Annotated in this window: 22 protein-coding genes; 15 read left to right on the forward strand and 7 right to left on the reverse strand. The window is 67.0% G+C overall.

Annotation, left to right across the window (positions count from 1 at the left end):
* Window positions 1-36: 36 nt before the first annotated feature.
* A complete protein-coding gene (locus ACILRJ_RS05210) occupies window positions 37-528 on the reverse strand; it encodes an NUDIX hydrolase (RefSeq protein ID WP_395681083.1) in 492 nt (163 codons plus the stop codon).
* 120 nt (window positions 529-648) lie between these two features.
* On the opposite strand from ACILRJ_RS05210, the gene clpS reads away from it, so the two are divergent.
* Together clpS and clpA are read left to right on the forward strand one after the other, a co-directional pair.
* A complete protein-coding gene (gene clpS / locus ACILRJ_RS05215) occupies window positions 649-975 on the forward strand; it encodes an ATP-dependent Clp protease adapter ClpS (RefSeq protein ID WP_395681085.1) in 327 nt (108 codons plus the stop codon).
* A gap of 99 nt (window positions 976-1,074) precedes the next feature.
* Window positions 1,075-3,354 carry an ATP-dependent Clp protease ATP-binding subunit ClpA gene (clpA, locus tag ACILRJ_RS05220; RefSeq protein WP_395681087.1) on the forward strand — a complete coding sequence of 760 codons (2,280 nt, stop codon included), beginning with the start codon at window positions 1,075-1,077 and terminating at the stop codon, window positions 3,352-3,354.
* Between the two features lie 178 nt (window positions 3,355-3,532).
* Here clpA and infA read toward each other — a convergent pair whose 3' ends face one another.
* From infA to trxB, 4 genes are all read right to left on the reverse strand, one after another.
* A complete protein-coding gene (gene infA / locus ACILRJ_RS05225; protein WP_395681089.1) occupies window positions 3,533-3,751 on the reverse strand; it encodes a translation initiation factor IF-1 in 219 nt (72 codons plus the stop codon).
* A 107-nt stretch (window positions 3,752-3,858) separates the two neighbouring features.
* The gene (gene aat, locus ACILRJ_RS05230) at window positions 3,859-4,581 is read right to left on the reverse strand and encodes a leucyl/phenylalanyl-tRNA--protein transferase (RefSeq protein ID WP_395681091.1); all 723 of its coding nucleotides are present in this window, start codon (window positions 4,579-4,581) and stop codon (window positions 3,859-3,861) included.
* Between the two features lie 108 nt (window positions 4,582-4,689).
* A complete protein-coding gene (locus tag ACILRJ_RS05235; protein WP_395681093.1) occupies window positions 4,690-5,844 on the reverse strand; it encodes a GNAT family N-acetyltransferase in 1,155 nt (384 codons plus the stop codon).
* A gap of 172 nt (window positions 5,845-6,016) precedes the next feature.
* Window positions 6,017-6,967: a thioredoxin-disulfide reductase gene (trxB, locus tag ACILRJ_RS05240; RefSeq protein ID WP_395681095.1), complete on the reverse strand. Its 951-nt coding sequence runs from the start codon at window positions 6,965-6,967 to the stop codon at window positions 6,017-6,019.
* A gap of 213 nt (window positions 6,968-7,180) precedes the next feature.
* Between trxB and ald the strand changes: the two genes are divergently transcribed.
* From ald to ACILRJ_RS05290, 10 genes are all read left to right on the forward strand, one after another.
* Window positions 7,181-8,242 (forward strand): alanine dehydrogenase, encoded by a 1,062-nt coding sequence (gene ald / locus ACILRJ_RS05245; RefSeq protein WP_395681097.1) that lies wholly within the window; start codon window positions 7,181-7,183, stop codon window positions 8,240-8,242.
* Window positions 8,243-8,348: 106 nt separating this feature from the next.
* Complete coding sequence (locus ACILRJ_RS05250; protein WP_395681099.1) at window positions 8,349-10,676, forward strand: DNA translocase FtsK; 2,328 nt, start codon at window positions 8,349-8,351, stop codon at window positions 10,674-10,676.
* 14 nt (window positions 10,677-10,690) lie between these two features.
* Window positions 10,691-11,752 carry a hypothetical protein gene (locus tag ACILRJ_RS05255; RefSeq protein ID WP_395681101.1) on the forward strand — a complete coding sequence of 354 codons (1,062 nt, stop codon included), beginning with the start codon at window positions 10,691-10,693 and terminating at the stop codon, window positions 11,750-11,752.
* Between the two features lie 39 nt (window positions 11,753-11,791).
* The gene (locus tag ACILRJ_RS05260) at window positions 11,792-12,208 is read left to right on the forward strand and encodes a CBS domain-containing protein (protein ID WP_395681103.1); all 417 of its coding nucleotides are present in this window, start codon (window positions 11,792-11,794) and stop codon (window positions 12,206-12,208) included.
* A gap of 144 nt (window positions 12,209-12,352) precedes the next feature.
* The gene (gene lolA / locus ACILRJ_RS05265; protein ID WP_395681105.1) at window positions 12,353-12,985 is read left to right on the forward strand and encodes an outer membrane lipoprotein chaperone LolA; all 633 of its coding nucleotides are present in this window, start codon (window positions 12,353-12,355) and stop codon (window positions 12,983-12,985) included.
* Between the two features lie 106 nt (window positions 12,986-13,091).
* On the forward strand, window positions 13,092-13,271 hold the full coding sequence (locus ACILRJ_RS05270) for a hypothetical protein (protein ID WP_395681107.1): 180 nt from the start codon (window positions 13,092-13,094) through the stop codon (window positions 13,269-13,271).
* Window positions 13,272-13,343: 72 nt separating this feature from the next.
* Window positions 13,344-13,760 carry a ketosteroid isomerase-related protein gene (locus ACILRJ_RS05275; RefSeq protein WP_395681109.1) on the forward strand — a complete coding sequence of 139 codons (417 nt, stop codon included), beginning with the start codon at window positions 13,344-13,346 and terminating at the stop codon, window positions 13,758-13,760.
* A 1-nt stretch (window position 13,761) separates the two neighbouring features.
* Complete coding sequence (locus tag ACILRJ_RS05280) at window positions 13,762-15,021, forward strand: TIGR03862 family flavoprotein (protein ID WP_395681111.1); 1,260 nt, start codon at window positions 13,762-13,764, stop codon at window positions 15,019-15,021.
* Complete coding sequence (locus ACILRJ_RS05285; RefSeq protein ID WP_395681113.1) at window positions 15,018-15,614, forward strand: GNAT family N-acetyltransferase; 597 nt, start codon at window positions 15,018-15,020, stop codon at window positions 15,612-15,614. The genes ACILRJ_RS05280 and ACILRJ_RS05285 overlap by 4 nt, the downstream gene beginning before the upstream one ends.
* Before the next feature lie 2 nt (window positions 15,615-15,616).
* Window positions 15,617-16,498, forward strand: coding sequence for a carbon-nitrogen hydrolase family protein (locus ACILRJ_RS05290; RefSeq protein ID WP_395682038.1), 882 nt, complete (start codon window positions 15,617-15,619; stop codon window positions 16,496-16,498).
* A 3-nt stretch (window positions 16,499-16,501) separates the two neighbouring features.
* Here ACILRJ_RS05290 and ACILRJ_RS05295 read toward each other — a convergent pair whose 3' ends face one another.
* Window positions 16,502-17,044, reverse strand: coding sequence for a phosphatase PAP2 family protein (locus ACILRJ_RS05295; protein WP_395681115.1), 543 nt, complete (start codon window positions 17,042-17,044; stop codon window positions 16,502-16,504).
* Window positions 17,041-18,183, reverse strand: coding sequence for a glycosyltransferase family 4 protein (locus ACILRJ_RS05300; protein ID WP_395681117.1), 1,143 nt, complete (start codon window positions 18,181-18,183; stop codon window positions 17,041-17,043). The genes ACILRJ_RS05295 and ACILRJ_RS05300 overlap by 4 nt, the downstream gene beginning before the upstream one ends.
* A 132-nt stretch (window positions 18,184-18,315) precedes the next feature.
* On the opposite strand from ACILRJ_RS05300, the gene ACILRJ_RS05305 reads away from it, so the two are divergent.
* From ACILRJ_RS05305 to pstB, 3 genes are read left to right on the forward strand one after another with little or no spacing between them, the layout of a single operon-like run.
* Window positions 18,316-19,389 carry a hypothetical protein gene (locus tag ACILRJ_RS05305; protein WP_395681119.1) on the forward strand — a complete coding sequence of 358 codons (1,074 nt, stop codon included), beginning with the start codon at window positions 18,316-18,318 and terminating at the stop codon, window positions 19,387-19,389.
* Window positions 19,386-20,627 (forward strand): PstA family ABC transporter permease, encoded by a 1,242-nt coding sequence (locus tag ACILRJ_RS05310; protein WP_395681121.1) that lies wholly within the window; start codon window positions 19,386-19,388, stop codon window positions 20,625-20,627. The genes ACILRJ_RS05305 and ACILRJ_RS05310 overlap by 4 nt, the downstream gene beginning before the upstream one ends.
* Complete coding sequence (gene pstB, locus ACILRJ_RS05315) at window positions 20,624-21,439, forward strand: phosphate ABC transporter ATP-binding protein PstB (protein ID WP_395681123.1); 816 nt, start codon at window positions 20,624-20,626, stop codon at window positions 21,437-21,439. Before ACILRJ_RS05310 ends, pstB begins: the two co-directional genes overlap by 4 nt.
* Window positions 21,440-21,502 lie beyond the last annotated feature (63 nt).

A 21,502-nucleotide genomic window follows, 5' to 3' on the forward strand; every position in this document is an offset into this window, starting at 1 on the left:
GATTACGGCCATGCATGGCCGCTCCTGCTCCCGCGCTCATGGGTAGGCGCAAAAATGCCGTACCGCATCGAGCGGCAGGCGCCGTCCGTCGATCCAGTCGTCGACGCTGGCCAGCACCATCGGGCTGCGCAGGCGTTCGCCGGCTGCGGCAATCTCGCCGCGATCGAGCCAGAGCGCGCGCAGGATGCCGTGGTCGAGTGGATGCGCCGGATCGTGCCGCAGCGCCTCGGCGCCGAAGGTGAAGCGCACGAACTGGCGCCCGGATGGCGAACACCATTGCTGCACGCCGAGCAGACAGGTCAGCGCGACCTTCCAGCCCGTTTCCTCGAACGTTTCGCGTACCGCGGCGTGATGCAGGGATTCGTCCGGTTCAAGGTGCCCGGCGGGCTGGTTGAGCACGACCTTTCCGCGCACATCTTCCTCGACGAGCAGGAAGCGCCCGTCGCGCGGGACGACCGTTGCGACGGTCACATGGGGCCGCCAGACGTCTTCGTCCAGCTCGGCGGCAGCATTCGAAATCAGGCTCATCGCGGCAGTGTAACAGGGGGCAGAAGCGGCCTTGCGCGACGCCGGTTCGACACCATCTGCAACACGCTGGACGTCGCCATGCGGCGTTATACTCGGTGCAACGGAGGATGATGGCTGAAGATGGCGCAACGACCCGACCAACACACCGAGCACGGCCCCGGCCTGACCGTGGAGGAGGCGCGTCCCGAAGTCGTGCGTCCGCCGCTGTACCAGGTGGTCCTGCTCAACGACGATTTCACCCCGATGGATTTCGTGATCGTCGTGCTCGAGACGTTCTTCAATCTCGATCGCGAGCGCGCGACCCAGGTCATGTTGCACGTCCACACCCGCGGCAAGGGTGTCTGCGGCGTTTTCACGCGCGAAGTAGCCGAGACCAAGGTCACCCAGGTCAACGAGTTCTCGCGCAGTCACCAGCACCCGCTGCTGTGCACGATGGAGAAGGCCTGAGTTTTCGTTGAATGTCCGGTCACGATTGCCGGATTGAATACACCTTGCAGGTCCATATATTGCATGCTAACCAACAGCACGGCAGTCCGGAGCACCTGAATGTTCAGCAAGGATCTCGAGGTAACCATCGGCCAATGCTACAAGGAGGCGCGCGAGCAACGGCACGAGTTCATGACGGTCGAGCACCTTCTGCTCGCCTTGCTCGACAACGCGTCGGCGATCGCCGTGCTGCGCGCCTGTGGCGCGGACACCGCCAAGCTTGCCCGCGACCTGCGTTCGATCATCACCGAGACGGTACCGGTGCTGCCGCAGAACGACGAGCGCGACACCCAGCCGACGCTGGGCTTCCAGCGCGTGTTGCAGCGTGCGGTCTACCATGTGCAGTCGTCGGGCCGGAAGGAAGTCACCGGCGCGAACGTGCTGGTCGCGATCTTCGGCGAGAAGGATTCGCACGCGGTGTACTTCCTCGGCCAGCAGGACGTGTCGCGTCTTGACGTCGTCAACTACATTTCGCATGGCATTGCCAAGATAGGCCACGATTCGGCCGGTCCCCAGCCCGCAGGCGGCGAGCCCGGGCGCGAGGCCGAGGGCGGCGAGGAGGCTCGCGGCAATCCGTTGGCCGAATTCGCCAACAACCTCAACGAACTCGCTCGTCAGGGCAAGATCGATCCGCTGATCGGCCGCAACGAGGAGATCGAGCGCACGATCCAGGTGCTGTGCCGCCGTCGCAAGAACAACCCGCTCTACGTCGGCGAAGCCGGCGTCGGCAAGACAGCGCTCGCCGAGGGCCTGGCCAAGCGCATCGTCGAGGGCGAAGTCCCCGACGTGCTGGCCGACTGCACGATCTGGGCGCTCGACCTCGGCGCGCTCGTCGCCGGCACCAAGTACCGCGGAGATTTCGAGAAGCGCCTCAAGGGCGTCATCGCTCAGCTCAAGAAGGAGCCGGGTGCGATCCTGTTCATCGACGAAATCCACACGATCATCGGCGCGGGTTCCGCGTCCGGCGGCACCATGGACGCGTCGAACCTGATCAAGCCCGTGCTTGCCAGCGGCGAGCTGCGCTGCATCGGCTCGACCACGTTCCAGGAATACCGTGGAGTGTTCGAGAAGGACCGCGCGCTGGCGCGGCGCTTCCAGAAGATCGACGTGGTCGAACCCTCGATCGCCGACAGCTTCGAGATCCTCAAGGGCCTGAAGACGCGCTTCGAGGAGCATCACAAGGTCGAATACACCAACGACGCGTTGAAGGCGGCGGTGGATCTGTCGGTCAAGCACATCGCCGACCGCCTGCTGCCGGACAAGGCGATCGACGTGATCGACGAGGCCGGCGCACGCCAGCATCTGTTGCCGGAGAAGGATCGCAGCGGTCGAGTCGACGTGCCTGACATCGAGTTCATCGTCGCGCGCATGGCGCGCATTCCGCCCAAGCAGGTGTCGGCGTCCGACCGCGACGTGCTGCGCAACCTCGACCGCAACCTCAAGATGGTCGTGTTCGGCCAGGACGATGCGATCGACCAGCTCGCCGCGTCGATCAAGATGGCGCGTTCGGGCCTCGGCAACCCGGCCAAGCCGATCGGCTGCTTCCTGCTCACCGGGCCGACCGGCGTCGGCAAGACCGAAGTCACCCGCCAGCTTGCGATGCAGCTCGGCATCGAGCTGGTCCGCTTCGACATGTCCGAATACATGGAGGCGCATTCGGTGTCGCGCCTGATTGGTGCGCCTCCGGGTTACGTCGGCTTCGACCAGGGCGGCCTGCTCACCGAGCAGATCGTCAAGCACCCGCATTGCGTGCTCCTGCTCGACGAGATCGAGAAGGCGCACCCGGATGTCTACAACGTGCTGTTGCAGATCATGGATCGTGGCGCGCTGACAGACACCAACGGTCGCGAGGCGAACTTCAAGAATGTGATCGTGGTGATGACGACGAACATCGGCGCCCAGGCCGCTGCTCGCCGCACGATCGGCTTCGTCGAGCAGAACCACACGACCGACGCGATGGAAGCGCTCAAGCGCGCATTCACGCCCGAGTTCCGCAACCGTCTCGATGCGATCGTGCAGTTCAACGCCCTCGACTTCGAGCACATCCTGCGCGTGGTCGACAAGTTCCTGATTGAGCTCGAGGCGCAGCTGCAGGAGAAGCATGTCGCGTTGCACGTCGACGCGGATGCGCGGCGTTGGCTGGCCGAGCACGGCTTCGACCCGCAGATGGGCGCGCGGCCGATGGCGCGCGTGATCCAGGAGAACGTCAAGCGCCTGCTCGCCGACGAGCTGCTGTTCGGCAAGCTCGCCGACGGCGGCAAGGTTGTCCTCTCGCTCAAGGACGGCAAGCTGGCCGTCGACACCGAGGCCGCGGAGAAACTGCCGGCGGTGGTCGAATAGCGGCAGAGCAGCCGGTGCCATGGACGAAAGGCCGCGCGGTGCGCGGCCTTTTTGTCATGTGCGGTGCAGAGTAGCCGTCCGGATGTAACCGCACCCGCCGCTACTGCAAGGGCTCGAAGGCGCTGGATAGCGCGTCAGCGTACATCCGTGTACTTCGTGGGTTGGGCGCATCCTGCGCTCACTTCATGCGATAGGTGATGCGGCCCTTCGTGAGGTCGTATGGGGTCATTTCGACCTTGACCTTGTCGCCGGTGAGGATGCGGATGTAGTTCTTGCGCATGCGCCCGGAGATATGCGCGATCACGACGTGACCGTTCTCCAGCTTCACGCGGAACATCGTGTTCGGAAGCGTCTCGAGGATCGAGCCTTCCATTTCGATGACATCATCTTTGGACATTGTTTCCCGATATGGCCGGGCGTCAGGCCCGGAAAGGCGCGCGATTCTGCCACGATCGGGCGGCCGCTGGAAGCGAAAACGTCGTGAATCCGCCACAACGGCCCTGATCAGGACGCCAGATCCGCCGGATCGAGTGCCGGAAACTGCCTTGTCCACGGGCCTTCGTGGCCGGACAGGCGGACCAGCTTGCCCACTTCGGCGCAGAACTCCGCACGTGGCATTTCACGCGCGCCAAGCGTGAACAGGTGGTCGGAGGCGACCTGCGCATCGAGCAGCGGCCAGCCCCAGTCGCGCATCGCGCGGCACAACGCAAGCAGGGCCACCTTCGATCCGTTCGTCGCTCCGCTGAACATCGACTCGCCGAAGAACATCCGGCCTACCGCGATGCCGTAGATGCCGCCGACGAGGTGGTCGCCATTCCAGGCTTCGACCGAGTGCGCATGACCGAGGGCGTGCAGTTCGGCGTACGCGGCGAGCATGTCATCGGTGATCCAGGTGCCGCGTTCGTGGCGGCGCGGCGCGGCGCAGGCACGGATGACGTCCGAGAATGAGGTATCAGCGCGGATGCGCCAGTCGCAGCCGCGCAGCCAACGCGCGAGCCGGCGCGGGACATGCACAGCGCCGGTATCGAACACCGTGCGCTGCGATGGCGACCACCACAGGATCGGCTGGCCGTCGGAGTACCACGGGAAGATGCCGTGACGATAGGCCGAGAGCAGGCGGGCGGGCGCGAGGTCACCGCCGGCCGCGAGCAGGCCATCGGGTTCGGCCAGCGCGCGGTCGACCGGCGGGAATGTCGTGACGCCGGCGTTCAACCAGTGGATTCGCATGCCGTTTCGCCGCCGGGCTGCATCGAAATGTGGCGTGGTTCAATCGCGGACACGTGTGCCAGCTTCGGCCGCTCGGGGTTCCAATGTACAACCACGCGCCGACGGCGATCAGTCTTCCTGCTTTGCTGGCGCTGCCACGAAGGGTGAATGCGCGAGAAGCTCGTTGCGATAGTTTTCCAGGGCGACGTTCTCCGCGCGCAGCGCGTGCAGGATCGCGCGGCGGAAGCGCGGATCGGCGATCCAGTGGAAGGAGTGCGTGCGTTCCGGCAGGAAGCCGCGCGCAACCTTGTGTTCTCCCTGCGCGCCGGGCTCGAAAGTGCACAGGCCCTCGCGCAGGCAATAGTCGATGCCCTGGTAGTAGCAGGCTTCGAAGTGCAGCCCCGGCACCTGCTCGCGGCAGCCCCAGTAGCGTCCGTACAGCGTGTCTGAACTTCGCAACATGAGGCTGCCGGCGACGAGCCGATCGCCGCGCCTGCACAGTACCGCGACGACGTTGCGCGGCATCTCCGCGCCAAGGTGGCGGAAGAATGCGAGCGTAAGGGCAGGGTAATTGCCCTTGTCCTCGAACGTCGCGAGATAGAAATCGTGCAGCGCCCTCCACTCGGTGTCCTCGAGTTCGTCGCCGTGGCGGACCTGGCAGGTGATGCCCGCGCGCGCAACCTGCGCGCGTTCGTGGCGGATGTTCTTGCGTTTCTTGTGGCTGAGTGCTGCGAGGAAGTCGTCGAAATCGCGCCAGCCAGGTGCGTTGTGCCAATGGAACTGCCAGTCGAAGCGCGGCAGCCATTCGCTGCCGGCGATTGCAGCGATGTCGCTTGCTGCGGCGAAATTGAGGTGTGCCGATGAGAGTCCGAGCCGCGTGGCTTCGGCACGCATCGCGTCGACGAGTGCGGCATGCAGCATCGGCGCATCATCGGCGCGGCCCGCCAGCAGGCGCGCTCCGCCGACCGGCGAATACGGCACCGCGCACAGCAGCTTCGGGTAGTAGTCCAGTCCGTGTTCGGCATAGGCATGCGCCCAGCTCCAGTCGAACACGAACTCGCCGTGCGAGTCGTGCTTGAGGTACAGCGGCGCCGCAGCCACCAGGCGCACTCCGTCGTACAGGCCGAGGTGATGCGCCTGCCAGCCATTGCGCAGGGTCGCGCAATCGTGTTCCTCGAGGCCGGAAAGGAATGCATGCGCGAGGAACGGGCTGTCGTCGCCGCGCAGCGCATCCCAGTGCGCCGCCGGAATGTCCTTCAGCCTGGGGTGGAAGCGCGCTTTCACGAACGCCGGATCGAGCGGGCGGGGAATTGGAGCACGAAGGGCGCCCAGTGAATGTCAAGACCGAGATGGGAACACGAAGCGCACAGGGCAAGCAGGGGGAAAGCGGTTGTCCTGCATTCTTTGCATGCCGTGTGTGCTTGGGTGTTTCAGGCTGCTTCCGCGCGCCTGCTTTTCAGCCCTTGTCGAGGAATTTCTCGGCGTCGAGCGCGGCCATGCAGCCGAAGCCGGCTGATGTGACGGCCTGTCGGTAGACCTGGTCGGCAACGTCACCGGCGGCGAATACGCCCGCCACGCTGGTCGCGGTGGCGCCGCCATCGAGGCCGGTGCGGATCGTGATGTAGCCGTTCTTCATGTCGAGTTGGCCCTCGAAGATCGAGGTGTTCGGCGTGTGGCCGATCGCGATGAACGCGCCGGTCACCGCGATCTCGCGCGTCGCGTTGTCGGTGGTGCTGCGCAGGCGCAGGCCGCTGACGCCGCTGTCGTCGCCCAGCACCTCATCGACGGCGTGGTTCCAGACGATGTCGATCTTGCCGGCGCGCTGCTTCTCGAACAGCTTGTCCTGCATGATCTTCTCGGCGCGCAGCTTGTCGCGCCGATGCACGAGCGTGACCTTGCGGCAGATGTTGGACAGGTACAGCGCTTCCTCGACTGCGGTGTTGCCGCCGCCGATCACCGCGACGTCCTGCTCGCGGAAGAAGAAGCCGTCGCAGGTCGCGCAGGCCGACACGCCCTTGCCCTTGTAGTGTTCCTCGGAGCGGATGCCGAGGTATTTCGCGGTCGCACCGGTCGCGATGATCAGCGCGTCGCAGGTGTATTCCCCGCTGTCTCCCTTGAGGCGGAACGGGCGCTGCAACAGGTCGGTGCTGTGGATGTGGTCGAACACCATCTCGGTGTTGAAGCGCTCGGCATGCTCGGCCATGCGCTGCATGAGCTGCGGCCCCTGCAGGCCCTCGACGTCGCCGGGCCAGTTGTCCACATCGGTGGTGGTCATCAGCTGGCCGCCTTGCGCAAGGCCGGTGATGAGGGTCGGCTTGAGGTTGGCGCGCGCGGCATAAACCGCAGCGGTGTAGCCGGCCGGGCCGGAGCCGAGGATGATCAGTCGCGAGTGCTTGGCAGTGCTCATGTATAATCCGGGCCGCTTTCGAGGCGACCATCTCGTGGCGTTTTTTCCGACACCGGTGCTGCGAGGATTGCGCCGGCGATTCCGATTCCCTTGGCGTTCCCGGCCTGTCGAACCACGGCAGGCGGGCGTGCGGGAGACCGGAGAATGGAGGGAACGCTCGCACGATTCAAGGCGCCGTCCGTGATTCGCAGTCACTCTTTCGAGGAACCAGCAATGCGTATCGGTGTGCCTTCGGAAACCAAGACCCTGGAAGGGCGCGTCGCGCTCGTGCCCGCCGCCTGCGCCGATCTCGTGCGCCGTGGCCATGACGTCTACGTGCAGGCCGGTGCCGGCCTGAAGAGCGGTTTCAAGGACGAGGACTACGCGCGCATCGGCGTCAAGCTGGTGCCGACCGCGAAGAAGCTGTACGAGATCGGCGAACTGATCGTGAAGGTCAAGGAGCCGATCGCGGGCGATCTCAAGCACCTGCGCAAGGACCACCTGCTGTTCTGCTACCTGCATTTGGCGGCCGAACCGAAGTTGACCAGGCAGCTGCTCGACATCGGCCTGACCGGCGTCGCGTTCGAGAGCGTGACTGAAAGCGACGGTTCGCTGCCGCTGCTGGCGCCGATGTCGATCATCGCGGGCCGCATCGCGACACAGATCGGCACGCATCTGCTGCACCAGCCGGCGGGCGGCAAGGGCAAGCTGCTCGGCGGCCTGCCTTCGACCGAACGCGGCAAGGTCGTCGTGCTCGGCGCAGGTGCGGCGGGCGGCAACTCGGCGGCGCTCGCGGCTGCGATGGGGGCCAACGTCGTCGTGTTCGACAAGCGCCCGGACCGCCTCGCCCAGATGATGGCGCTCGGCAGCAACGTGACGGCGCTGTACCCCTACGAGGAATACGTCGCACGCGAAGTGCGCGATGCCGACCTCGTGATCGGCGCGGTGCTGATCCCGAGCGCGAAGGCGCCACACGTGGTAACGCGCGCGATGGTGAAGTCGATGGAGCCGGGTTCCGTGCTGGTCGACATCTCGATCGACCAGGGCGGCTGCTTCGAGACTTCCAAGCCGACCACCTACAAGGACCCGACCTACCTTGTCGACGGCGTCACCCATTTCTGCGTGACGAACATGCCGGGTGCGGTGCCGCAGACATCGTCGCAGGCGATCTGCGCCGCGATCCTGCCCTACGTGCAGCGCCTCGCGACCGACAAGAACTGGCGCAAGTTCGAGCCGCTCAAGGTCGGTATCAACGTCGAAGGCGGCAAGATCGTCCATCCGGCGCTGAAGGGCTGAGAAGCCGCTTGGTCCATGGGTCCGCGCGAAGCTTCGCGCGGACTTTCGCCACAATTATTAAACCAATACAGTGATCTACTGTAGGGATTTCAGGTAAATTCTCCTGGTGGCGCGCGTCCAGAAAGCGGAAAAACCCATTCCCCGGCTCGACGAGCACTGGCACAAGCGCCTGCGCGAGGCCGGCTTCCTGCTGCTGCTCCCGCTTGCGATCTACCTGTTTGCGTGCTTCGCCAGCTACAGCCAGAACGACCCGGGCTGGTCGCACGCGGGCGATCCATCGCATGGCATCCACAATTTCGGCGGCGCGTTTGGCGCCTGGATCGCCGACCTCGTCTTCTACTTGATCGGCCTGGTTGCCTACGCGCTGCCGTTGTTGCTGCTCGTCGTTGGCGCGGTCGTGCTGCGTGGCGCCAGCCGCGAGGAGCGCTCACCGCTGGAACCGACCTTGCGCCTGGTCGGTTTCGTCGCATTCTTCATCGCGGGTCCTGGTCTCGCTTTCCTGCAGGCGAGCGGGCCGACAATCCTCCCCGCCGGTCGCGGAGGCATCCTCGGCCAGCTGGTCGGCGGCAGCCTCATGCACAGTTTCGGGCCGCTCGGTGCCGGCCTGTTCCTGCTCGCGTTGCTGCTGGTGGCGATCACGCTCGCGACGAGCTTGTCGTGGTTCAAGCTCATGGACGGTATCGGTCGCTTCCTGCTGGGCGCAGGCGCCGGCGTCGCCGACCGCATGAAGCGTGCCGAGGACTGGAACGCCGCGCGCGAGGCGCGCGCCGAGCGCGAGGTCGTGCGCAAGATCGACACCGTCAAGCAGTCCAAGCGCGAACCGATCAGGATCGAGCCGGTCGTCGCGCCGATCGAGAAGAGCGACCGCGCGCGGCGCGAGACGCAGATTCCGCTGTTTTCCGGCGCGTCGGGCGAGGGCGAATTGCCGCCGTTGTCCCTGCTCGACGAGCCGAGGCAGCAGGTCAAGGGCTATTCGGAAGAAACGCTGGAGGCGCTGTCACGCCAGGTCGAACTCAAGCTCAAGGATTTCCGCATCGAGGCGCAGGTCGTCGGCGTGTTCCCGGGGCCGGTGATCACGCGCTTCGAGATGCAGCCGGCGCCCGGCATCAAGGGCAGCCAGATCTCGACGCTCGACAAGGACATCGCGCGCGGCCTGTCGGTGACGAGCGTGCGCGTGGTCGACGTTATCCCGGGCAAGTCGGTGATCGGCCTCGAGATCCCGAATTCGAACCGCGAGATCGTCTACCTTTCCGAGATCCTGCGCTCGGACAAGTACGACACGCTGAAGTCGCCGCTCGCGCTCGCGCTCGGCAAGGACATCGGCGGAAAACCCGTGGTGGTCGACCTCGCCAAGATGCCGCACCTGCTGGTTGCCGGAACCACCGGTTCGGGCAAGTCGGTCGCGGTCAACGCGATGGTGCTGAGCCTGTTGTACAAGTCGAGCGCGAAAGACGTGCGCATGATCATGATCGACCCGAAGATGCTCGAGCTCTCGGTCTATCAGGGCATCCCGCACCTGCTCGCGCCGGTCGTCACCGACATGAAGGAAGCGGCGAACGCACTGCGGTGGTGCGTCGCCGAGATGGAGCGCCGCTACAAGGTGATGTCGGCGGTCGGCGTGCGCAACCTCGCCGGCTTCAACAAGAAGGTCAAGGACGCCGAAGACGCGGGCCATCCGCTGCTCGATCCGCTGTTCCGCCCCGACGCGTCGCAACCGTCGCGCGTGGCCGAACCGCTGCAGCCATTGCCGTACATCGTCGTCATCATCGACGAATTCGCCGACATGATGATGATCGTCGGCAAGAAGGTCGAGGAACTCATCGCGCGCCTCGCGCAAAAGGCGCGCGCGGCGGGCGTGCACCTGATCCTTGCCACGCAGCGTCCGTCGGTCGACGTCATCACCGGCCTGATCAAGGCGAACATCCCGACGCGCATCGCGTTCCAGGTGTCGTCCAAGATCGACTCGCGCACGATCCTCGACCAATCCGGCGCTGAGACGCTGCTCGGCCATGGCGACATGCTGTATCTGCCGCCGGGTACCGCGATGCCCGAGCGGGTGCACGGCGCGTTCGTCGACGACCACGAGGTGCACAAGGTCGTGCACTGGTTGCGCGAGCAGGGCGCGCCGGACTACATCGAAGGCGTGCTCGAGGAAGTGCAGTCGCTCGGCAACGGCCAGGTCATCAGCGAAACCGGCTTGCCGCAGGACGCCGGCGACGGCGAAGGCGGCGAGGACGCCCAGCTCTACGACAAGGCCGTGGCGATCGTGACCAAGACACGCCGCGCGTCGATCTCCGGCGTGCAGCGCCACCTGCGCATCGGCTACAACCGCGCCGCGCGCCTGATCGAGCAGATGGAGCGCGACGGCGTGGTCAGTTCGCCGGAGCACAACGGCAACCGCACCGTGCTGGCGCCGCCGCCGCCGGAAGATTGAAGAAGGACGCGCGCATGTCGACGCAGACCTCGAAGGCGAATCGAAAAGCAGTGTTCCTGCTTTTCGCGGGCGCCGTCTGCGTCGCCAACGCCTGGCTCGCGCGACATGCGCCGGGCTGGCTGATGGCGCCGGCGACCACGCCACCCGAATGGCCGGTGCTGGTCGACCTGCTGCTGGCCTTGCCGCTGGCGTACCTCGTCGTGTTTCGCCGCGACGGACGGCGTGCGTGGATCGGTGCGGCGCTGCTGGCGGTCAGTGGCATCACGCTGGCCGGCTGGATCGTGCCGGCAGACAGCCAGCAATGGCTCGGATCGCTGCGACTGCTGCGTAATTTCCTCGCGGTGTTGCTCGTGCTCGGCGAGATCGCGCTGGCGGTCGGACTGGTTCGCCTGGTCCTGCACGGCCTGCGCACCGAAAGAGACCCCGAACAGGCGATTGCCGCCAGCCTGCGTGCGCGCCTCGGCGACTCGCCGGTGGTGCCGCTGCTCGCATTCGAGGTGCGCCTGTGGTTCTACGCGCTGTTCGCGGGACGGCGTCCATTGTGTTTCGCCGGCGACGAGCATTTCGGCTATGCGCGCAAGGACGGGCATGCGTCGAACCTGCAGGGCTTCATGCTGCTGGTCGCGATCGAGTTGCCGTTGCTGCACGTCTTGCTGACGCTGTTCGGCAGCGCGCGCGTGGCCTGGATCGTCAGCCTGTTGTCGGCGTGGGGACTGTGCTTCCTGCTGGCCGAATACCGCGCGACGTTGCGCCGCCCGATTTCCCTCGATGCGGATGCCCTCTACGTGCGCTACGGTCTGTCGGCGGAACTGCGTGTTCCGCGCGAACGCATCGCCGTGGCATGCGCGCACGATCGGCCAGTGCGTCGCCGTGCGCCGGGCGTAGTGCGGTACTGCGACGCCGGTGCGCCGAACGTGCGTATCGAGCTCGCGCCCGCGATCGAAGTGCCGGGATGGCTCGGCGGCTCGCGCCGGATCGGCACGCTCTACCTCGGCGTCGACGAGCCGGCGCGATTGATCGCCGGGCTCGAGCGGTCGCAGCCCGTCGGGTCGGGCGTCGCCGAGCGTTCAGCTTGATGCAGGCATGGTGCGTCGTCCGCAAGCAAAGGAGTGGCCATGAAGACGATCCGCGACGTGATGACCGGCGATGTGAAGCTCGTCGAACCCGGCCAGACCATCCGTGAAGCCGCCCAGTTGATGGCGAGCGCCGACATCGGCAGCCTGCCGGTCCGCGAGAACGACCGCCTTGTCGGCATGGTGACCGACCGCGACCTCGCTCTGCGCGCGCTTGCGCACGGCCTCGGCCACGACACGCCCGTGCGCGACGTGATGACCACCGCGATCAAGTATTGCCATGACCATGAGGATGTCGAGAAGGTCGCGCAGAACATGGCCGAGCTTGGCGTGCGGCGCCTGCCGGTCGTGGACCGCGAAAAACGCCTGGTCGGCATTGTCGCGCTGAGCAACATCGCGCAATCGGGCGACAGCAAGGCGGCAAATTCCCTGCTCGACGGCGTTGCGCAGCCTCACTGACGCACCCGGACTGCGGCGCCGTGCAAATCCCGGCGCCGTGCCGCTCCCGGCTCGCCGACCCACTGGCGATTCCTGGCCGAACATGGACAATGCACGTCCGCCAACGCCACCTCCGACCCCATGCGCCTGACCGCCGCGTCAATCTTGATCCTCCTGCTTTGCATCCAGCCGGCATTCGGGAACGGCACCGCGCGCGGGCGCATGGAGGCGTTCTCCAATTCATTGAAATCCGTTAGCGCGAACTTCAGCCAATCCGTCACCGACGCGAATGGCCATCGCGGTGACGAATCGCGCGGCACGCTCGCGCTTGAGGCGCCACGCCAGTTCCGCTGGGAGACGACCGCGCCCTACCAGCAGACGATCGTCGCCGACGGTGCGCGCGTGTGGGTCTACGAACCGGATCTGGAACAGGTTTCGGTGCGCAGCCAGAGCGCTGCGGAGGCGCATAGTCCGCTGACCGTACTGACCGATCTGTCGCAGCTCGACCACCAGTTCGGCACGAGCGAGGCAGGCGAACATGACGGCCTCGCCTGGCTGCGCCTCGTCTCGAAGGCGAAGGAACCGGAGTTCGAGTACGCCGAACTGGGGCTCGACCATGCGTCGTTGCAGCGCATGGTGTTCAAGGACCAGCTTGGCAACACGACCGAGATCCGCTTCGCCGACTGGAAGCGCAATCCGCCGATGCCTATCGGCACGTTCACGTTCACCCCGCCAAAGGGCGTCGATGTCGTCGGTGATGTCATGCCGGACGCCGAAGTGTTTCCGGTCAAGGAATGACCGAGGTGACAGCCGTCACCCGCGATCGCTGACGCCTGCGGCTGCCATCGAGGTCGACGGGCCGCGATGATGCTCCCGCACCGCCGAAGGTGCCAAGGAGATCGCGATGAACGTCCCGCTTCCGAATCTTTCCGCCGGCCAGCGCGAAACGCTGGAGAAGTACCTGCCGCTGCTGCTGATCGTCGCGGTCGGCTGGCTCGCCGCACGCGGCTTGCGCAAGTCGTTCTGGAGCCTGTTCGGGATGTTCTGGGCGCTGCGTGCGAGCGGCCTGCTGCACTGGCTGTAACGCGGCATTCGACATCGTTCTCGTTTGCGCGTGCGGCGGTTAGGATGACGCTCCGGACCTCGGAAGCCCACCATGACCGACCGCGACACCCATGCGCTGATCGAACGCTATTACGCCGCCTTCAACCGCGGCGACTGGAGCGCGATGCTCGACTGCCTTAGCGACGATGTCGTGCACGATCTCAACCAGGGCGCGCGCGAACATGGACGCGAGACATTCCGCGCGTTCCTCGCGCGGATGGATCGCTGCTATGCCGAGCAGTTGCGTGACATCGTGGTGCTGTCCGGTGCAGGAGGCGCGCGCGCAGGGGCGGAGTACGTCGTGCACGGTCGCTACAAGGCGACGGACGAAGGCTTGCCGGCGGCGTCCGGACAGGTCTATGTACTGCCCGGCGGGGCATTCTTCGATATCCGCGACGGGCGCATCGCGCGCGTGACGAACTACTACAACCTGCAGGACTGGCTGCGTCAGGTTGGCGTGGCGGTCTGATATGGCGACCGGCACGGCGACACGGGTCGCGGTGATTGGCGGTGGCCCGGCCGGATTGATGGCAGCCGAGACAGCGCGTGCGTACGGCGCGCAGGTGGATGTCCACGATCGCATGGGCTCGGTCGGTCGCAAGTTCCTCGTCGCAGGCAAGGGCGGCCTCAACCTGACCCATTCCGATCCTTTCGAAACCTTCGTCGCGCGCTACGGCGATCGGCGCGACGAAATCACTGCGTGGTTGCGCGGTTTCGACGCGGATGCGTTGCGCGAATGGGCGCGCGGTCTCGGTGTCCAGACGTTCGTCGGCAGTTCCGGCCGGGTCTTTCCGCTGGACCTGAAGGCAGCGCCGCTGTTGCGCGCATGGGTGCGTCGCCTGCGTGCGAGTGGCGTGCGCTTCCACATGAACCACAACTGGCAAGGCTGGGACGGCGCGCAGGCGCTGCGGTTCGAAACCGAGGGCGGCAGCGTGCGCGTCGAAGCCGATGCGACCGTCCTTGCGCTCGGTGGCGCCAGCTGGCCGGTGCTCGGCTCCAACGGCGCCTGGATCGAAGCGCTCGCGCAGCGCGGGGTGGGCGTCGCACCCCTGCAACCGTCGAACTGCGGCTTCGAGGTGGAATGGAGTGCACATTTCGCGGCGAAACACGCAGGTCATGCGCTGAAGCCGGTCGTGATCGAGTGCGGCGATGGCCGCGGAGGAACGCAGCGTCGCCAAGGTGAATTCATCGCCAGCGCCTACGGCATCGAAGGCAGCCTCGTGTACGCGTGCAGCGCCGCATTGCGCGACGAGATCGCCCGCTCCGGCCGCGCCGTGATCCGCCTCGACCTCGTTCCTGGGCGCGATCAGGCGCGTCTCGCCAGCGAGCTTGCACGACCGCGCGGAACGCGCTCGGTCAGCGAGCACCTGCGGCGCGTCGCGGGCATCGACGGCGTCAAGGCGGGCCTGTTGTACGAGGTCCTGCCGAAAGAGGCGTTGTCCGACCCGGGGCGGGTCGCGGCGACGCTGAAGGCCTTGCCGCTGACCTTGCTGCGCGCACGGCCGATCGAGGAAGCGATCAGCTCGGCGGGCGGCGTGCGCTTCGACGCGCTCGACGACCAGCTCATGTTGCGCGCCGTGCCCGGCGTGTTCTGTGCTGGCGAAATGATCGACTGGGAAGCGCCGACCGGCGGTTATCTCTTGACCGCCTGCTTCGCCAGCGGACGCCTCGCCGGCAGTGCCGCCGCCGACTGGCGAGGCCACGCGCTTGCCGCTACCGTGGGCGCATGACGGCCATCGAGACCTTCATCGGTGCGGAAGTGGAGCCGTGGCTGCCAGCGCTCGCGGCCTTGCGCATCGCGGTGTTCCGCGAGTGGCCGTACCTGTACGACGGCGACGTCGACTACGAGACCAAGTATCTCGCGACCTATGCGGCGTCCGACGCAAGCCTGTTCGTGCTCGCGCTCGATGGCGACAAGGTGGTGGGCGCTTCGACCGGCATTCCGCTGGAGCACGAGACGTCGGCGTTCAAGCAGGCGTTCTTCGCCCGTTCGATCCCGTATGCGGAGGTGTTCTATTTCGGCGAGTCGGTGCTGCTGGCCGCGTACCGCAACCGCGGCATCGGCCACCGGTTCTTCGACGAGCGCGAGGCGCATGCGCGGCGCAACGGCTCCTTTGCGATGACCGCGTTCTGCACGGTCGAGCGCGACGAGGATGACCCGCGGCGCCCGCCCGACTATCGCGGCAACGAGTTGTTCTGGACCAAGCGCGGCTACCAGCGCCAGCCTGACATGTTCTGCCGCATCGACTGGCGCGAGACGGGCGCGACGGAAGCGACGTCTCACCGTTTGCGCTACTGGCTGCGGCCGCTGGAGCGCGCATGATGCTGCGCGTCGCCGCGGCGCAGTATGCGATCGGCGCACCGGTGGATTTCGCCGCGTTCGCCGATCGCGTCGCCGAACGCGTCGCTGCGGCGGTGCAAGCCGGTGCCCGCTGCGTGGTGCTGCCGGAATACCTCGCGCTGGAGGCCGCCGCGATCCAGGCGGCGCCGATCCGCGCGGACTTCGTGCGCTCGCTGCACGCGTTGCAGGCGATTCGCGACGACTACCCCGCGCTCGCGCGCGAGCTGGCGATGCGCCATTCCATCCATCTCGTTGCGGGCACGTTCCTCGCCGAAGTCGGCTCGGGTCGCTTCCGCAATCGCGCGTGGCTCGCGACGCCGGGCGGGGCACTTGCGTTCCAGGACAAGCTCACGCTGACCGGCTTCGAGCGCGCGAGCGGCGTGATCGAGCCGGGCGATGCAATCAAGGTGTTCGAGACCGACTTCGGGCGCATCGCGATCGACATCTGCTACGACATCGAGTTTCCGCTCCACGCACGCGCGCAGGCCGAAGCGGGCGCGCGCCTGCTGCTTGTGCCGAGCTGCACCGACACGATCGCCGGCGCGAACCGCGTGCGCATCGGCTGTCAGGCGCGCGCACTCGAAAACCAGCTCTACGTCGCCTGCGCGGTAACCGCCGGCGACGCGGCATGGAGCCCTGCGCTCGACACCAATACCGGCAGTGCGGCGATCTTCACCCCGGTTGATCGCGGCTTTCCATCCGACGGCATTGCCGCGCAAGCGTCGCCCGACGCAGACTGGGCGATCGCCGATGTCGATCTCGATGCGCTCGAACACGGACGTCGCGACGGCCAGGTCTCGAATTTCGCCGATTGGCCACGACAGCGGCGCAGTGCGCTCGCGCACGCCCGCGTCGAACGGCTCTGAGCTTCAGTATCCGCCGTTCGGCAGCAACAGGAACGAACCGCCCGCGAGTACGCCGCCGATCAGCGTTGCGGCAAGCACGTCGCTCGGGTAGTGCATGCCGAGCACGACGCGCGACATCGCGACGAGCAGGGTGAACGGGACCAGCAAGGGCGCGAGCCACGGGAACCAGGCGAGCGCGATCAGGCTGAAACTGACGGCGTGCAGCGTGTGTCCCGACGGAAAGCTGAATTCGTCGAGCGGGGCGATGTAGGGAGTGATTTCCGCGTGCGCGCGAAACGGTCGTGGTCGCTTGGTCCAGTGCTTGAGCGAGCGGTAGAGCACGGACGCGACGAGGCCGACGACGGACATTTGCAGGGCCGCCTGCAGGCCGCGGTGGCCGCCGAGCACGGCCAGCAGCAGTATCAGCGCGTACCAGAAAACCCCGTCGCCGAGGCGGCTGACCAGGCGGAACAGTCGCATCCATGCGCGCCGCGCGCCCCAGCGGTTCATCGCCAGGCACAGGCGGCGTTCGCCGCTGCCGATCTCCAGTCGTTGCCAAGTGGTCATGCCGCCGTCCTCCTGCCGAGGGAGCCGAGCAGGTCGGCGAAATGTTCGGCGACGCTGGCCGGACTCAGCGCGGACACGCTGGCGCGCGCGGCATCGGACACGTGTGCGGGGCGGGGATTTGCGATGCGGTCGGCCATGCCAAGCGCGGCTTCGACGAACCGGTCGTCGTTGCCGAGCTCGATGCGTGCACCGGCGCGTTCGCTGCGGATGTGTTCGCGCGCGGCACCGTAGTCGAACGCGACCACCGGCACGCCGCTGGCGAGTGCTTCGAGGGTGACGTTGCCGAACGTCTCGCTGCGACTCGGGAACAGGAACAGGTCGCCGCTGGCGTAGTGGCGCGCGAGATCCTCGCCTCGCAGCATGCCGGCGAACAGGATCTGCGGGTGCTGCGCCGCGAGCGTCGCGCGTGCCGGGCCATCGCCGACGATCACGAAGCGCGCACGCGGATGGCGCGCCTGGATTGCCTCGAACGCGCGCACCGCGAGACCGAGGTTCTTCTCGGCGGCGAGGCGACCGACGTGGACGATCGCGAGGTCGTTCGCGTCGAGTCCCCAGCGCGCGCGCAACTGCGCATCGCGATGGCGCGGATGGAACAGCGTCGTGTCGACCGCGCGGCTGAGCAGGCGCACGTTGCGGAATCCGTTCGAACCGAGGAACTCGACCAGTTCCGCGGTCGGCACGAGGGTCGCCGCCGCGCGGTTGTGGAAGCGGCGCAGGTAGGCGAACACGAGCGGCGTCAACAGGCCGAGTCCGTAGTGGTTGGCGAAATCGTCGAAGCGCGTGTGGAAGCCGGTGCAGGCGGGGATGCCGAGCCGACGAGCGGCGCCGAGCGCAGAGAATCCGAGCGGTCCCTCGGTCGCGATGTACAGCGCGTCCGGTCGACGCCCCGACCAGTGCCGGTGCAGGTGACGCTGCGCCGGCAGGCCGAAGCGCAGGCCCGGATAGCGTGGCAACGCGGCGCCCGGCAGCAGCACCTGCTCGAACTCGTCTGCTGGAGCATGCGGCTCGGATTCCTGGCGCGGGCGCACCAGCTCGACTGCATGGCCGAGCGTGGTGAGGCCGCGCGCCAGCGATTGCACGGTCAGCGCGACCCCGTTGATCTCCGGTGGCCAGGTCTCGGTGATGATCGCAACGCGCATGCGCAGGTCCGTCTCGGGTATGACCAAGACTTGCGCGCAGGCTTGACCCGCGTATTGCATCGCGATGGCAGATCCATGACAGTGCCCGATGTGTGTAACAACCCTGTCACATCGAGCGCCTAGCGTGCACGAATGCCCGTTAATCCAGTGACTTGCGACTCGATCCCGAGTTTCGACCTCATGCGTCGCCGGCGTCGTCATGCGCGCGCGGCGAACCTGTTCGTCGGTGCCGGCACGGCGCTCGTCCTGCTCGGCCTGCTTGCGATCCCGTCCTACCTGCTGGTCGCGCTGGCGTCCTCGCAAGCGGCGGCGCCGATCGAATGGGAACGGCTCGGAGTATTGTTCGCGGGCAGCCTGCGCGCGACGATCTGTGCGGTGGCAGTGGCCGTGCCGCTCGGCATCGCGACCGCGATGTTCAGCGCGCACTTCTGTGCGCCGCGCCTGCGTGCGTGGCTCAAGCCGGCGCTGGAAGTCCTCGATGCGATTCCGACGGTCGTGCTCGGTCTGATCGCTGCGGTGTCGTTCGCGCCGTGGCTGAAGGGGCACGTCGCATCGGTGCTCGCGCTGGTCGTAATCATTCCCTGCGTGCTGCTCGCCGGTGGCTTCGCGTTCGGGGCTTCATCGCGCCGTGAGGGCTGGTTGCCGCTGTGGTTGCTGCCGCTGCTGGTCGCGACGGCTGCCCTGGTGTTCGGACTCGCATCGCGGCACGCGGCTCCGATGCTGCCACCCTCCAGCCCGTGGAATGCGTTGCTGGTCGGCCTCGCGCTCGGTGTCGCGGCGTTGCCGCTGGTGTTCTCGGTGGCGGAGGACGCCTTGTTCCTGGTGCCGCGCGCGCATGCTCAGGCAGCGTTCGCGCTTGGCGCGACACGTTGGCAGGCGCTGACGACCATTGTGTTGCCGGCCACGGGATCGGGTCTGTTTGCAGCCGCCTTGCTCGGTTTCATGCGTTGCTTCGGCGAGACGATGATCGTGCTCATGGCGAGCGGCAACACCGCGATCGCCGGCATCGATCCGCTCGGCGGATTGCGTTCGCTCGGCGCCGACATCGCGCTCGGCATGCCGGATGCAGCGCCGGCCAGCGCGGCGTGGCGCGACCTGCTGATTGCCGCGCTGCTGTTGCTGGCCATGAACGTGCTGTTCGGCGTCACCGCACAGCTCGCGCGCGAGCGCCTGCGCCGGCGCCTGCCGGCGGAGCGGGCGACATGAGCGTCACGCGCAGCGCGGGGGCCGGGATCTGGCTGCTTGCCGGGATCACCGCGGCGTGCATCGCGATCATGCTCGGCTTGCTCGCCTTCACGCTGGGCTCGGGGCTGGCGTCGTTGTGGCCGGCGCAGGTGGAGCGCATCGAACTGCGCGATGGAACCGTCCTGCTCGGTGAGGTCGTGGCCTCGGATGCAAGCTCGCTGGTGGTGCGCGGCAGCGAGGTCGAGCGTGTCGGCGAGGGCTACCGGCGCGTGCAGCGCGCCGACATCGGCACGCGTGACGTGCCGAGGGATGCGGTTGTGCTCCGCTTCGACGATGGTCGACGACGCTTCGCGCGCGGCGATGCGGCGCCGGATCCTGCCTCGGCCGCGGTCGATGTGGTGCGGCCGAACGCGATGGGCCCGCTCGATCGCACGGGCGTGTTCCTGCGTGATCTGTTCGCGTTCGTGACGACATCGCCGGACGCGTCGAATCTTTCCGGCGGCGTGCTGCCGGCGCTGGTCGGCACGGTGACCCTGGTCCTGTTGATGAGCGTGCTGGTGATGCCGTTCGGCATCGCGACCGCGGTCTACCTGCACCAGCGGCGCGGCCCCGGCATGCGCGTCGTGCGCGTGGCGATCGATACGCTTGCAGGTGTGCCTGCGATCGTATACGGCGTGCTCGGCCTGGGCCTGTTCGTGCACGGGATCGGCGGCAGCGTCGATCGCTGGTTCCATGCGGAGCGCCTGCCGGTTCCGACCTTCGGCAGCGGTGGATTGCTGTGGGCGGCGTTGACGCTGGCGCTGCTGACCTTGCCGGTCGTCGTGGTCAGCGTGGAGCAGGGCCTTGCGCGGATCCCCGCGAGCCTGCGTGCGGGGTCGCTCGCCCTCGGCGCGACGCGCGAGGAGACGATGTGGCGCCTGCTGCTGCCGGCTGCGCGCCCGGCGGTGCTGACCGGCTTGATCCTGGCGATTTCTCGCGCCGCCGGCTCGGTGGCGCCGCTGATGCTGGTCGGCATGGTCAAGCTCGCGCCCGCGAGTCCGCTCGATGGCGCGTTCCCCTACCTGCATCCGTCGCGCCAGTTCATGCATCTGGGCTTCGCGGTCTACGATGCCGCGCTGGCGAGTCCGGACGCGATTCGCGGCGTGCCGCGCGCGTACGCCTGTGCGATGCTGCTGGTCGGCGTGGTGATCGTACTGAACCTGTCGGCGATCGTGTTGCGCAACCGCCTGCGCGACCGCTACCGCGCACTGGAATCATGAGGCGCATGTTGAACAGCGTGTCTCCCTTTGCTGGCACAGACCCGACCGGGACCGGTGATGTCGCGACATTGAGCACGCGCGGACTGTGCCTCTGGTACGGTTCCCGCCAGGTGCTCAACGAGGTCGATCTCGACGTGCCGACGCGCCGCATCACCGCGTTGATCGGCCCGAGCGGCTGCGGCAAGTCGAGCCTGCTGCGATGCTTGAACCGCCTCAATGACGAGATCGAGGGAAGTCGCGTCGCCGGCACGGTGCTGCTCGGCGGCGCCGACGTCTATGCCAGGGACGTGGTGGTGCACGAGGTGCGCCGCCGCGTCGGCATCGTGTTCCAGCGACCCAATCCGTTTCCGATGTCGGTGCATGACAATGTCGCCTACGGCCTGCGCCTGCTCGGCGTGCGTCGCCGGCGCGAACTCGACGAGCGCATCGAGGTTGCACTCAAGGCGGTCGCGCTGTGGGACGAGGTGGCCAATCGCCTCGACGACAGCGCGCTCGGGCTTTCGCTCGGCCAGCAGCAGCGTCTGGTGATCGCACGCGCGGTCGCGGTCGATCCCGAGGTGCTGCTGCTCGACGAACCCGCGTCCGCGCTCGATCCCGCCGCGACGCTGCGGTTCGAGGAACTGCTGCACGAGCTCGCGCGGCGCTATACCCTGCTGCTGGTCACCCACAACATGCAGCAAGCCGCGCGCGTTTCCGACTTCACAGCCTTCATGCACGAAGGTCGCCTGGTCGAGTTCGGCGAAACCGACGCGCTGTTCACGAACCCGCGCGAACGCCAGACCGAAGACTTCATTACCGGGCGATATGGCTGAAGGCCGCGGTCGACGCGGTTCCTCTCGATCCGGAATTCCTGGCCCCCGCCCCTAGCCACTAGC

It is taken from the genome of Dokdonella sp., assembly GCF_044227025.1.
Taxonomy (GTDB): Bacteria; Pseudomonadota; Gammaproteobacteria; order Xanthomonadales; family Rhodanobacteraceae; genus Dokdonella_A.